Source organism: Paenibacillus sp. 7516 (genome assembly GCF_002272715.1).
Classification (GTDB): Bacteria; Bacillota; Bacilli; order Paenibacillales; family Paenibacillaceae; genus Paenibacillus; species Paenibacillus illinoisensis_A.
This window is the reverse complement of sequence record NZ_NPBI01000020.1, coordinates 353,860-366,674: the sequence shown is the minus strand read 5'-3', so window position 1 is coordinate 366,674 and position 12,815 is coordinate 353,860. Positions and strand designations below refer to the sequence as shown.

The following is a 12,815-nucleotide window of genomic DNA, read 5'->3' as shown; positions in this document are numbered from 1 at the left end:
ATTCATAATTCATCCATTATCAACTTTTGACGTACGTCAATCCTGCCGTCCTTTATTCTCATCTGAATTTCGCCCATCTGATCTGTTCGGTAAATCTGCGAACCCACAGCTTCCAGGCGTTCGAGCACACCCGGGTTGGGATGTCCGTATGTATTGTTGGCTCCTGCGGAGATGACTGCTGATTGGGCATTCCAATACTGCAGCCATGCCTCGGTAGACGAAGTCTTGCTGCCGTGATGCGCCACCTTCAACACATCGACTGCCGCTCGAGTGGAGGAAGACAAAGAGAACGAATCCCGCTCTTGTTTGAATGAGGCTGCAAGAGATCCGTCTTGGATCATATATAATAGATTCTGTTCTGCTGCCGCATCCATATCTCCTGTGAATAACAGGGAAGCCCCAGCCATATCCAGCAGAAATACAACGGAATCATGATTCTGGTGTTCAGACACAGGCAGCCTGCCTCCTTCATTCAGTGAATGATCCAGATCCGGTGATATGAAATGAAGCATGGTCTCTGCATCAGGTGCATATGACATTCCTTGTTGAATGGCATATAAAGGGATATGTCGTTCTAGAGCTGTATCCAGCAGCTTTTCGAAATTGTCTTTGCCACTCGTTGTGCCGTTAAACATGAAGCGCTCAACCGGAATCTGCTCAAGCACGGCCTGCAAGCCTCCGGCGTGATCCTGATCGGCATGCGTTAGAATGACCGCATCCAGTCGGTGAATACCACGTTTTTTCAATAAAGGTACAACCACTTTAGCCCCCACTTCGTAGGGATCTCGCCGAATTCTCCAGGATTCCTGATTGCCAAAATGAACTGTACCACCGCCATCCACCAAAATATGTTTACCTCCAGGCGTAGTGATTAGTGTGCTATCTCCCTGGCCAATATCCAGAAACTGAACGACCCCAGTCCCCGGAGGCTGTGGAGTCCGGTAAGCCCATACCAACCCTGCAATAAGAATCAGAATGAGCAAACCACACATCGCTTTATGAAGCAAACTCATCCGTTCACTTCCATAGTAGCCTGCGCCTCGTGCCGTAAATGCACTTGTATATTCCGGCCACGCAATGCTTGCACTGAGTGTAGTCATCGATCCAGATTTATTACTCCGAACCTGATCACTCCTACCTTGATTTTCCGTCGATCTAACGATTACACCAGGCTGAACCGTCTCAACCAAACGACGTTCCCGAGAAGCATGACTCAATGGTACTGTGTCTCCTTCAACGTTCAAGGTATGCTGCATCTCTCCTTTTCCCCGATGAAGAAGGTACAAAAGTACATATAAAACCGCATAATATGCCGCAATCCAGAACAGGGAAGGTTTGGCCCAGATGAGTACAAAACCCGGCAGGCTGTTCATCCATTCCACGCTCACAAATGTCAGTTTGTTGAGTGAAATCGCAACCCAGGCAAGAGGTTTGGCCAGAGGCATCCACAGGAATGACAATAGAAGTGCGACCGTCCCAAGCGGCAGTACAACAGCGCTAATTAAAGATACAAGCAGAAAATTGGCGACGAAGGAAAGCAGCGAAAACTGGTTGAAATATAAAATAGTAACTGGAAAAGAAATAAGCTGTGCGGTTACCGTCACTGAAGCTGTCGCTGCAATGGCTTTGGGCCATCCGTTAAATAAACGATTTATAAGAGGCATATAGATCATCAGCCCTGCAGTCACGAGAAAAGACAGCTGAAAGCTCACGCTGAGCAGGAAATAGGGATTCCACCACATCATCATCAAGGCAGCTGCGCTGATCATCTGCAGTCCGTCCCTGGCCAGCCCTCGCCTGGCCATATACAAACCAATCATGGACATAATCCCTGCACGAATTACCGAAGGTGAACCTCCAGATAACAGAACGTAGGCAGGGATTAACAATAAGACGATGGTAAGTGATGTTTCCCGGGTTAACCTCAGCCACGACATCAGAAGTAATAGCGACGCCACATACACCGCAACATGTGTACCCGAGATAGCCAGTATATGTGTAAGTCCGAGTTGTGAAAACTGACCGTATGTATCGGGATCGATATCGTCAGCCATACCGATAATAAGCCCTTTCATGTACCCTGCATGTGGTTCCGGAAACAGTCTGTCTACAGCTGAGCCCAATTGGTTTCTGACCAGGTCATTCCATCGGAGTATATTGAACTGCCCACCCCCTTCAGGAGAAGTGGCTGTTACCGAACTAGCTCCCTTTACTTTGAACAACCAGTGGATGTACTGTGTCTTTAGATAATTCCGATAATCAAAACCGCCGAAATTCCTCGCTTCTCCAGGCAGCGCCAGGGAACCCGTCAACGTGATTGCATCCCCTCGTCGCCATTCTGCCGCCACCTGCTGTTCTTCCTCTTCAGCCAATCGCACCTGCACCATCAGGCGTTCTTTTTTGGCAGGCAGCTGAAGAATCTCTGAATCTGTCCCGGATTGGCCCTCTAGCGGTTCTATAAAAGCAAGCTGAATCTGAAAGTCTGCCCGGTCGCCATCAATCCGAACGTCTGAATCCAATGTTCCATGAAGCGTTGCAGCGTACCCATCGAGCTCTTCAGCTGCCATATGAGTCACCTCAGGCAAACTGCTTACATTCCGAGCCTCGTTCCACTCCCAGTGCACAGCGCCACCTGTTAGCGACGCAATCAACACCAAGATGGACCACCCGCGTATCCCAATCCACCCAAGCAGGAATGGGAAACAGGCAATAGCACCGAGCATCCCCCAAAAAAGCGTCCATCCTGTCAACGCACATGCCAACCCGCTGCCACATAACCAACAGACGGTGAACACTACCAAAGGTCTACCCTTCACTAACTTATTCCTCCCTTCGCCATAAATAAATGAACGCAAAGAACCCCCGGCAGCTGAACCAGCTAAACCGGGGGTTCTTCCCCATCAATGCACTGAGCATTATCCTTTTTTTCAAAAGAGATCCTGCCTGTATTTTCGAATATTCAGTCGCATTAGATCATCTTCAATCACTAATCGTCATCATGGTTTCTCGCGGCGGTTGATAATTCTCCAACCTGCGAAACGTTATCCCCTTCTGAGCCATCATGCGTGTTACTTTGCCTGTATCCTTGGGATAAGGGCGGTGAAAAACAATCTCCGTGATGCCGCTGTTCGCCAGCATATTGGAGCACGTCCAGCAGGGTTCATCCGTCACGTACACGGAAGACCCTTCACGGTCATTCCGATCGGTGAACAAAAGTAGATTTTGCTCCGCATGTATCGTCCGTATACACCGCTGCTTTTTGATCATTTCTTCCTGACCATCCGTTACGACCAGCTCATACTCTTCAGAAATCATGCATCCGGCTTCGGAACAGTCGGGAACGCCCATGGGTGCACCGTTATACGCTGTTCCAAGCAATTTTTTACCTTGAACCAGCACGGCCCCCACATGGCGCCGCGAACAGCGGGAACGGGTTGAGACCATATAAGCGATGTCCATGAAATAAGTATCCCAATCTTTGCGTACGTCTGCTGTACTCATGTTCGTTTCCTCTCCCGTTCGTTAATAAGTTACAAATTGTGCAATGCATATTCACTTAACATAAGAAAACTTTGGTTTACTGCTCGTAATCATTTTATTAAAGTAATTATCGGATCTGAACATAGGGGGCCATTTTCTCCAACATTTTCATCCCAATTCCCTTGACCTTTGTCAGATCACTCACTTTGGTAAATGGACCATGGGCATTTCGATAGTCGATGATGGCCTGGGCTTTTTTCTCCCCTATGCCCGGAAGCTCCGTAAGTTTGGAAGCAGGTGCAGTATTGACATCAATTTTACCATTATCGATATCCTGTACCGGCTGAGCAGTTTGGATATTTTCTTGTGCAGCTTCCGCAGCAGGTGCCGGTGCTGTTGACGAAGGAACCTCTGGTTCGTTTGACGTGCTATTCGAACCGGCCTCAACGACAGGTTTTGCCTGTTCAGTTTCCTTCGAATCAGCGCCATCAGCAGCTTTCTTCGCATTCTCATCCGCAGTACCCTTTGCTTCGCCTTGACCCAAAACAGCCGACTGCACAGCAGAGGGTTCCTGCTCTTTCGTCGGCGTCTCGGTGCCGAGCTGCATGGGTTCCCAGCCAGAAGGTGGCTGTTCACTTTTGCCCGACCATAATATTAATATACTTCCTATCACCGCAGCAGCAATGGCTGCTCCCTGCTTCCATTTCATGCTTCCACACCTCTCCCTGTCTTCAAAATAAATATTCTGAACACGGGCGGTGCTTCCGAACCGTTGAATGTTGCTGGTGAAATCAAAACTTTGCTATTTTCATGTCATGTCATACAAGTCCTGGTGCATAGACTAGAAGGAACGAACTGCGCCAGTACCGTAAAGCATGAAAGGAGGCCTGAAACAATGAAGGTTGGATTTATCGGAACCGGCAGCATGGGAAGCCTGCTGATCTATGCCTTGATTCAATCCGGAGCACTCGAGCCCCGGCAGATCGCTGCAAGCAATCGGACCCCTTCCAAAGTGCGTCAGTTATCCCTCCGTTATCCCGGTCTGCATGAATCACAGAGCAATCGGGAAACTGTCATCCGAAGCAACATTATATTTCTATGCGTGAAACCACATGAATTCAAGCATGTTATTGACGACATTCTGCCTGTTGTAAATTCCAATCACATCATCGTCTCGATTACGAGTCCCGTGCAGCTGCGCCATCTGGAATCTTCACTTCCTTGCAAAGTCTCCAAGATCATCCCCAGCGTTACACACCAGGTCGGCAGCGGAGCATCCCTGTGCATTCATGGCGAACGCATGACCCCTGAAGACCGATCCGTTCTGGAGGGACTTCTCAGTCACTTCAGCAGACCTTACCAAGTCGATGAAGCCTGCACCCGGATCACATCCGATTTTTCCAGCTGCGGACCTGCATTCATATCCTTCTTCCTGGAACAATGGATCGACAGTGCCGTCAAGCTAACAGGGATCAAACGCGCAGACGCCTGCGCTCTTGCAGGTGAAATGCTCCTCGGAACAGGTAAGCTGCTGACGGAAGGAGGATATACACCCCAAGAGCTCCAGGCTCGCGTTGCCGTTCCCGGCGGCATTACCGCCCAGGCACTTGCTTTAATGAAAAACAGCCTGGACGGTGTATTTGACAGCCTCATCCATACAACCCACGACAAGTATGAAGAGGACTTGTTGAAGCTGGATGAAGTATTTAGAGCCGGTGAAATTAACCGGCAACAATATTAACAAGTTTGCCTGGAACGGCAATGACCTTGCGAATGGTCTTGCCTTCCAGAGCCTGTTTGACAGGCGCCAGTTCCATTGTAAAGTCCTGCATGCCTTGTGCATCGAGATCTTTGGCAATCGTTGCACGAGTTACGATTTTGCCGTTAACCTGTACAACAATCTCCACTTCAGCATCTACTGTCATGGATTCATCATACTCCGGCCAAGCTACGTAGGAGATTCCTCCTTCGTGTCCAAGACGGCTCCACAATTCTTCCGCCATGTGCGGTGCCAGTGGAGACAAGAGCTGTACAAAGTTTTCCATCGCTTCACGTGGCAATGTATCTGCTTTGTATGCATCGTTGATGAAGATCATCAACTGGCTGATCGCTGTGTTGAAACGCAGATGTTCCAGATCATCCGTAACTTTTTTGATCGTTTTGTGAGCTGTGCGTTTGAATTCTTCCGTTCCGCCATCCACAGTGATCTTGTCGTTGATTGCCCCAGTGTCCTCGTTGATGAAGAGACGCCACACACGTGACAGGAAGCGGTACATGCCCTCTACCCCGTTAGCATTCCACGGTTTTGTAGCTTCCAGAGGTCCCATAAACATCTCATAGAGACGCAATGTGTCGGCACCGAATTCATTCACAATCTCATCCGGGTTAATGACATTACCACGGGATTTACTCATTTTCTCGTTATTGGTTCCCAGAATCATACCCTGGTTCACCAGTTTGTGGAATGGCTCCTTGGTATTCACCACGCCCAGATCATACAACACTTTGTGCCAGAAACGAGCATACAGCAGGTGAAGCACGGCATGCTCGGCTCCCCCGATGTACAGGTCAACCGGCAACCACTGCTGCTGTTTCTCCTGGGAGATCAGCTCTTTGTCGTTGTGTGGATCGATAAAGCGCAGATAGTACCAGCAGCTTCCCGCCCATTGTGGCATCGTATTGGTCTCGCGTCGTGCTTTCATTCCCGTTTCTGGGTCCACCGTATTTACCCACTCTGTTACGTTCGCCAGTGGAGACTCCCCAGTACCTGAAGGTTTGATCTGGTCGATATCCGGCAGCAGCAAAGGAAGTTGATCTTCCGGTACCGTCTTCATTGTTCCATCTTCAAGGTGCAGAATTGGAATCGGCTCACCCCAGTAACGCTGGCGACTGAACAACCAATCGCGCAGGCGATACGTTGTTTTCCCTTGCCCCTTACCATTATCTTCCAACCATGCGATCATTTTCGCAATCGCTTCTTCGTTATTCAGTCCGTTCAGGAAATCAGAGTTCACATGCGGTCCGTCGCCGGCATATGCCTCTTGTGTTACGTCCCCACCCTGGATAACTTCAATGATGTCCAGACCGAACTGCTTCGCAAATTCCCAGTCCCGACCATCATGACCTGGAACCGCCATAACCGCTCCTGTACCGTATCCTGCGAGCACATAATCCGCAATCCAGATAGGCAGTTTTGCACCATTAACCGGATTGATCGCATAGGCACCAGTGAATACGCCTGTTTTTTCTTTGGCCAGATCCGTACGTTCCAGATCACTCTTACGAGCAGCCTGCTCCTGGTAAGCCTTAATGGCTTCACGCTGTTCCGCTGTCGTAATTGCATCGACCAATTCATGCTCAGGAGCAAGAACGGCGAAGCTTGCACCGAACAGGGTATCCGCACGTGTTGTAAACACTTTAATAACTTCTTCACTGCCCTCTATGGCAAATACAACCTCTGCACCTGTGGATTTGCCAATCCAGTTGCGCTGCATATCCTTGATGCTCTCGGACCAATCCAGCTCTTCCAGATCTTCCAGCAAGCGCTCAGCATATTCCGTGATTTTCAGTACCCATTGGCGCATCGGTTTGCGCACAACCGGATGACCACCACGCTCACTTTTGCCGTCGATAACCTCTTCGTTAGCCAGTACCGTACCCAGCGCTTCACACCAGTTAACCGGCACTTCATCTACATAAGCCAGGCCTTTATTATACAGCTGGATGAAGATCCATTGTGTCCATTTATAGTATTCGGGGTCTGTTGTGCTGATCTCACGATCCCAGTCGTACGAGAAACCAAGGGACTTGATTTGACGCCGGAAATTGTCGATGTTGCGGAATGTAATTTCCCGCGGGTGCTCGCCCGTGTCCAGAGCGTGCTGCTCAGCAGGCAAACCGAAAGCATCCCAGCCCATCGGATGCAGCACATTATAACCACGCATACGTTTGAAACGGGAAACGATGTCTGTTGCCGTATACCCTTCCGGGTGACCTACGTGCAGACCTGAACCGGATGGATAGGGGAACATGTCGAGTGCATAAAACTTCGGTTTATCCGGGTCTTCACCTGTTTTAAACGTTTTGTTCTCATCCCAATACTGCTGCCAACTTTTCTCCATAACCTGCGGCTGATAGCCGTGCTTCGGCTGGTGATTTTCACTCATCTATTGTTCCTCCTCTTGGTTATTCACTTTTATTGCAACAAAAAAACCTCAGCATCCATAGCGTTTGCAGCGCTAGGGACGAGAGGTTGAATTCCCGTGGTACCACCCTAGTTAGCGGACGAACGTGCTTCGTCATCCACTCCCTTTGGACCTGTAACGGCGGTTAACCGATGCGGATTTCCATTCCTGAACGAAATGCCAAACATTCAAGCACAGGATGGTGTAATCACCGCATTTCTCCAAGGCGAGTTCGTGAAATACTGTCAATCGGCTTGCACCAACCGCCGACTCTCTGTCATGTACAGGATCCACTACTGTTCCTTATCATCGAAATATGTATACAATATCGGGACCATTATATAAAAAAGCACGACTAAAGTCAATATTGCTTGGTTTTTTGACTATAAATAATGCTGTTCTTCCCCATTCAGCCTAGGACAATCGAAATCGCTCGATTCCTTCTTCCAAGTTATGAATTGCCCACTGAATGTGTTCCTTGTTATCATATTGACGATATTCGCATTCAATCCACAGGATCAGATCAAAATACAGATCGTACAAGCTTCTTCGTTTTCGTTCACTATCGGTTGTGATGGCCCTACCATAACCCTTCACAAACCCTTTTGTATAATTGAAATGACTGAAGTAGTGCTCCATTAGGGGATCCGCCCAAAGGCAGCGCTCAAAATCAATAATGGCTGTAATCCGCCCCTGTTCCACAAATACATTGCCATCCCACAGATCCCAGTGAATGAGTACCGGCTCGTTGACATCACTCAGCACATCCGATTTCTCGCTAATCAATTGGGCAAGCTCATCATAATCCATAGGAAGTTTTACGCCAGCCTCTCTTCCGTCGGTCAGCAGATCATCCATCAGACTCAAAAATGCTTCCTTCCAGGTGTTATACTTTGGTTTCTTTTCTGAAAAATAGCCAAACTTTTCACCTTTGATCTCGTTGATCCGGCGATTGAATGCACCAAGCTGCTCTTCAATCTCTGCCTGCTCTGCTGCACTATACTGATCTTTGACCTTGTTATAAGGCGTGCCAGGCATATATTCCATCATAAAGTACTCCGCCGGAGCAAGACTGCATGTGGTATCCCACGCCAATACACGGGGGACCGGTACATCTCGAAGCTCTCCCACAAGACGCAGTGCCTGAACTTCTGCCATCAGGAGATCCTGCTCACAACGCAATGGTTTACCAACCTTGGAAGGAGCGATTTTGAGCACCACCTCTTGCCCGTTGCCGAGCGAGATATAATAAGCATGGTTGGCCCATCCGTCAATCATTTCCCTGTATTCCTGGATGCCTGTATTAAAATGTTGCTTGGCAATTGCATTCAGCTGTTCTGAACTCAGCCTTGTTTTGTATGTACTTTCCACTTCTACACCACCTTTTTTTATCAATAAGAATTCTATTCATCAAGATCGGGTAAGCGTTTTCCACGTTTTCCACCTTCGTCCATTATGGCTCTCTTTACTCGTGCTGACAATGCATTTCATCATAAAAACAGGAAAAAACCGCCCTCACTGTTACAAGGACGGTTCCCTATCTGCAATCCTATTTCACCGCGACGTAAAATAGTCGCTGCGCTCCTTCTCCAGCTTCTTCCCATGTGAAATCAGCATATACACGGACATTCCTGAATCCAGCTTTGGTCAGTTCCAGCCTCATCCAGTCCGGATCGTATGCACGCTGAACGTGAACCTCTTCGAACCGCTGGTACATGTCCTTGCCGCCGTCACCCACCCGGGAGAAAATGCTGAGATGATGCTCAATCTCACACCGTTCACGATCCATGTCGCAGGTCCAGATATAAGATACGGAGCGTTCATCCAGGACAAAAGGCTGCTCTTCTTCATAGCGGATCAAGGTGTCTGGATGGTGTACATCAAACAGGAATGTGCCTTCCGGCTTTAGCATCTCGTAGGTACGCTGGAACGTTCGAACGACGTCTTCCTTTTCTAGCAGGTAATTAATGCAGTCACAGAAGGAGATTACTGAATCCACAGGTTCGGGTACTCTCCAATCCCGCATATCCTGCTGAACCCAGCGGACACTACCTTCACGATACAATCGATGACCTTGAGGGGTTCCCTCCATTTTGCTTCGCGCCACAGATAACATATCCGCAGACAGATCAATGCCCGTCACTTCAAACCCCGAGTTGACCAGTGGGATCGTAATGGAGCCTGTTCCACATCCAAGCTCGGCTACGCTCTTCGGCATACCATGCTGTTCCCAGGCTGTTCTTGCAAACCTTATCCAGTCCGGATAAGGCATATCTTCCATTAATTCATCGTACACATAAGCAAATTTACGGTAAGACATGTCAGGCACCGCACTTTCAATTTCATTTTCCGATTCCAAAAGAAAAAGCAGGGGCGTCCGGAGTTCACCCAGCCTTGCCCTGCCTTCCTTCGTTCCAATATGTCGTTAACGATTACTTGTTTTCACTTGAATCCTTGGGAGCTGACTCCGCCAAGTACGTCCAGTTTTCCTTCTGCGTCACCAGTCCGTCTTTCATCAGCTTGCCCAAAGCACGCTTAAAAGCAGACTTGCTGATTCCAAAGCGCTGCTTGATGATATCCGGTGGAGTGGCATCCGAGTAAGGCATACCGCCCATAGGACGTTCTTTCATAAACGCCAGGAGTTTGTCCGCATCTTCGTTACGGCCCACCTCTTTGCGAGGTGACATGGCCAGGTTAACACGCCCATCTTCACGAACCAGCGTTACCCGACACTTCACCTTTTCACCCAGCCGCAGCATTCTGTTGCGCTCAGATGAATGGATCATGCCGATAGCACCGAAGCCAAGTACCCCGCCTTCTACAAGCACAAAAGTACCCATCTGCAAAGGTTTGTACACCGTCGCTTCCACCCATTCATTCAACCATGATGTTGGAGCGTGGAATGACAGGGGAGCAAGCTCACGTTCCCCGGCCAATTTGGCACGAAGACGTCCCTGCTTGTCATGTTCCATAATAACAAAAACTTCATCGCCCACGTGTGGACGCAGCTCTTCCAATTCGGGCAATTCACGGATGGGGAGCAGCAGCTGCCGTCCAAGTCCCATCTCAAGGAAACAGCCGAGGCGTGGATGTATATCTGCCACAACCAGTCGGGCCATTTCGCCGAGCGTGAGATATGGTTTTTTCATGGTTGCTGCCAAGCGGTCCTCTGTATCAAAGAACAAAAAGACCTCGAGCGTCTCCCCGATTTTGACATCCCGTGTGAGTTCCGTATAGTGAAGCAGTACATCTTCCGATCCTGTCGTCAAAAAGTAGCCAAAAGGCGATACTTCACGATCAACCGGCAGGGAGACGACCGTGCCTGCAATCAAACTCATACCGTTTCCACCACTTTGGCGTCAGACCATAGTCGTTCAATGTTGTAATATTCGCGCTCATCACGATGGAAAATATGCACAACCACGTCGCCCATATCCATCAGCACCCAACGTGCGGAATCCATGCCCTCGATCCCTTTAATGTTAACGCCAGCTGCATGTGCCTGTTTGCGAATTTCTGTTGCAATGGACTGTACCTGTGTATCGGAATTACCGTGACAGATTACGAAATAGTCTGCAACGAGAGAGATGCCTTTCAGATCGAGTGCTACAATGTTCGATGCCTTTTTATCGTCAGCGGCGGTTACCGCCATATTCATAAGTTCTTTCGATGATACTGTCATGAACCAACCTCCATATTTTATAAGTGTGCAATCAGATCATTCCGCGACAACATTGTCAGCGGATAAATGACGCGGCGCTGCGAGATCAGCAAGCTGATCGTGGAATCAAAGCCGGCAATCAATCCCTCTTCCAAGCTGCGCTCTGCCTGCTCACGAATGTGATCTACCCCTGGGAAATCTCTTCCCGGTTCAATATAGTCAGCAAGACATACGACCTTATCGAGCAGACTCATACCTACACGCCCGGAAGTATGCCAGCGGATTGCGTTAATGATTTCCGGGTCATCAACACCATAATCGCGCTGTGCCACAAAAGCACCTACTTCAGAGTGCCAGAGCTGCTTGTCATGCAGTAAGAGTTCTTCGTTCAATCCGTTTTCACGGATGACCGCTTCCATCTCGGATACAGGCCAGTACTTGGCGACGTCATGCAGTATGGCTGCGAGGTCGGCTTTGACAGGATCCGCCCCATACTTCTCTGCCAACTGGACGGCCTTTTCCATTACGCCAAGCGTATGCTTCCAGCGCTTCTCCGGCATCTGACCGGAAACGGCCTTCATTAATTCTTCACGGCTTAGCCCCATATAAACCGCTCCTTACAATATATTGATGAACTGCATCAGGGATCATGAATCGTACCGAATGTCCCTTAGCGAGTCTCCTGCGAACAGCCGTGGATGAAATGTCCACCAGGGGCATCTCGGCCAGCAGCACGCTGTCCTGCAGTTCCTCCGGCAGGTCATCCAGATGCAGCTGAAATCCTGGCCGCCCCACACCAATAAAGGTTAATTTCGCAGCCAGTTCTTCAATCTGTTCCCACTTCGGAAGATAGTTCACCATGTCCGCTCCGATAATGAAATAAAATTCATGCTCCGGATAACGGCGCCACAGTTCCTTCATCGTATCGATCGTATAGGACACCCCGCCGAGTTCCATTTCGATGCCCAGCACTTCATACTGTTCTACACCTTGTACCGCAGCCTCAGTCATATCCAGGCGCTGCTGTCCCGAAGCTCCAGCTCCGCGTTTATGGGGCGGAACATGGGAAGGCATAAACCAGATCTCATCCAGGGCATGTGAATCTCTTGCAGCTTCGGCAGCGAGCAGATGTCCCATATGGATCGGATCAAACGTCCCGCCCATGATGCCAATCTTCACCCGTGTCACCGTCCTAAGGAAGTTCGATTTGTTTGTTGTCGCGTGATTCCTTGTACAGGATGATGGTGCTTCCGATAATCTGCACCAGTTCGCTGCCGGTTTCCCGAGCCACTTCTTCAGCAATTTCGTTTTTGTCATCCAGACAGTTGTTCAACACTTGCACTTTCATCAGTTCGCGTTTCTCGATTGCCTCTTCGATATGACGGAACAGATGATCATTGGTGCCCCCTTTGCCGATCTGAAATACAGGGGTCAGATGATGTGCTTGTGAGCGCAAAAAGCGCTTTTGTTTACCGTTTAACATAATTACT

12 protein-coding genes and 1 other annotated feature are annotated in these 12,815 nt (G+C 49.1%); of the genes, 1 reads left to right on the top strand and 11 read right to left on the bottom strand.

Going from position 1 to position 12,815, the window contains the following annotated elements; translation table 11 throughout:
- Positions 1-2: 2 nt before the first annotated feature.
- The 3 genes from CHI14_RS17590 to CHI14_RS17580 all read right to left on the bottom strand — a co-directional run bounded on the left by CHI14_RS17590 (position 3) and on the right by CHI14_RS17580 (position 4,189).
- Positions 3-2,816, bottom strand: coding sequence for a ComEC/Rec2 family competence protein (locus tag CHI14_RS17590; protein WP_141236702.1), 2,814 nt, complete (start codon positions 2,814-2,816; stop codon positions 3-5).
- Between the two features lie 163 nt (positions 2,817-2,979).
- Positions 2,980-3,501 carry a deoxycytidylate deaminase gene (locus CHI14_RS17585; protein ID WP_095289821.1) on the bottom strand — a complete coding sequence of 174 codons (522 nt, stop codon included), beginning with the start codon at positions 3,499-3,501 and terminating at the stop codon, positions 2,980-2,982.
- A gap of 106 nt (positions 3,502-3,607) precedes the next feature.
- On the bottom strand, positions 3,608-4,189 hold the full coding sequence (locus CHI14_RS17580) for a ComEA family DNA-binding protein (RefSeq protein ID WP_095289819.1): 582 nt from the start codon (positions 4,187-4,189) through the stop codon (positions 3,608-3,610).
- 186 nt (positions 4,190-4,375) lie between these two features.
- Between CHI14_RS17580 and comER the strand changes: the two genes are divergently transcribed.
- Complete coding sequence (gene comER / locus CHI14_RS17575; RefSeq protein ID WP_095289818.1) at positions 4,376-5,221, top strand: late competence protein ComER; 846 nt, start codon at positions 4,376-4,378, stop codon at positions 5,219-5,221.
- Here comER and leuS read toward each other — a convergent pair.
- The 8 genes from leuS to yhbY all read right to left on the bottom strand — a co-directional run bounded on the left by leuS (position 5,202) and on the right by yhbY (position 12,808).
- Complete coding sequence (leuS, locus tag CHI14_RS17570; RefSeq protein WP_095289816.1) at positions 5,202-7,646, bottom strand: leucine--tRNA ligase; 2,445 nt, start codon at positions 7,644-7,646, stop codon at positions 5,202-5,204. The two genes, comER and leuS, sit on opposite strands and share 20 nt — an antisense overlap.
- A 71-nt stretch (positions 7,647-7,717) precedes the next feature.
- Positions 7,718-7,983: a binding site (T-box leader), on the bottom strand.
- A 95-nt stretch (positions 7,984-8,078) separates the two neighbouring features.
- Positions 8,079-9,035 (bottom strand): phosphotransferase family protein, encoded by a 957-nt coding sequence (locus tag CHI14_RS17565; RefSeq protein ID WP_095289815.1) that lies wholly within the window; start codon positions 9,033-9,035, stop codon positions 8,079-8,081.
- Positions 9,036-9,213: 178 nt separating this feature from the next.
- A complete protein-coding gene (locus CHI14_RS17560; protein ID WP_095290162.1) occupies positions 9,214-9,984 on the bottom strand; it encodes a class I SAM-dependent DNA methyltransferase in 771 nt (256 codons plus the stop codon).
- 112 nt (positions 9,985-10,096) lie between these two features.
- Positions 10,097-11,002 carry a CvfB family protein gene (locus CHI14_RS17555; protein ID WP_095289813.1) on the bottom strand — a complete coding sequence of 302 codons (906 nt, stop codon included), beginning with the start codon at positions 11,000-11,002 and terminating at the stop codon, positions 10,097-10,099.
- On the bottom strand, positions 10,999-11,346 hold the full coding sequence (gene rsfS, locus CHI14_RS17550; protein ID WP_095289811.1) for a ribosome silencing factor: 348 nt from the start codon (positions 11,344-11,346) through the stop codon (positions 10,999-11,001). The genes CHI14_RS17555 and rsfS overlap by 4 nt, the downstream gene beginning before the upstream one ends.
- Positions 11,347-11,363: 17 nt before the next feature.
- Positions 11,364-11,930: a bis(5'-nucleosyl)-tetraphosphatase (symmetrical) YqeK gene (yqeK, locus tag CHI14_RS17545; protein WP_095289810.1), complete on the bottom strand. Its 567-nt coding sequence runs from the start codon at positions 11,928-11,930 to the stop codon at positions 11,364-11,366.
- Positions 11,914-12,504 (bottom strand): nicotinate-nucleotide adenylyltransferase, encoded by a 591-nt coding sequence (locus tag CHI14_RS17540; protein WP_095289808.1) that lies wholly within the window; start codon positions 12,502-12,504, stop codon positions 11,914-11,916. The genes yqeK and CHI14_RS17540 overlap by 17 nt, the downstream gene beginning before the upstream one ends.
- A 13-nt stretch (positions 12,505-12,517) precedes the next feature.
- Positions 12,518-12,808, bottom strand: coding sequence for a ribosome assembly RNA-binding protein YhbY (gene yhbY / locus CHI14_RS17535; protein WP_095289806.1), 291 nt, complete (start codon positions 12,806-12,808; stop codon positions 12,518-12,520).
- Between the last annotated feature and the right edge of the window lie 7 nt (positions 12,809-12,815).

Coding starts and splice junctions, on each gene's coding strand:
- CHI14_RS17585 (WP_095289821.1), bottom strand. CDS start 3,501: ATGAGTACAGCAGACGTACGCAAAGATTGGGATACTTATTTCATGGAC.
- rsfS (WP_095289811.1), bottom strand. CDS start 11,346: ATGACAGTATCATCGAAAGAACTTATGAATATGGCGGTAACCGCCGCT.
- yhbY (WP_095289806.1), bottom strand. CDS start 12,808: ATGTTAAACGGTAAACAAAAGCGCTTTTTGCGCTCACAAGCACATCAT.
- CHI14_RS17555 (WP_095289813.1), bottom strand. CDS start 11,002: ATGAGTTTGATTGCAGGCACGGTCGTCTCCCTGCCGGTTGATCGTGAA.
- leuS (WP_095289816.1), bottom strand. CDS start 7,646: ATGAGTGAAAATCACCAGCCGAAGCACGGCTATCAGCCGCAGGTTATG.
- CHI14_RS17560 (WP_095290162.1), bottom strand. CDS start 9,984: ATGTCTTACCGTAAATTTGCTTATGTGTACGATGAATTAATGGAAGAT.
- yqeK (WP_095289810.1), bottom strand. CDS start 11,930: ATGGGGCTAAGCCGTGAAGAATTAATGAAGGCCGTTTCCGGTCAGATG.
- CHI14_RS17580 (WP_095289819.1), bottom strand. CDS start 4,189: ATGAAATGGAAGCAGGGAGCAGCCATTGCTGCTGCGGTGATAGGAAGT.
- comER (WP_095289818.1), top strand. CDS start 4,376: ATGAAGGTTGGATTTATCGGAACCGGCAGCATGGGAAGCCTGCTGATC.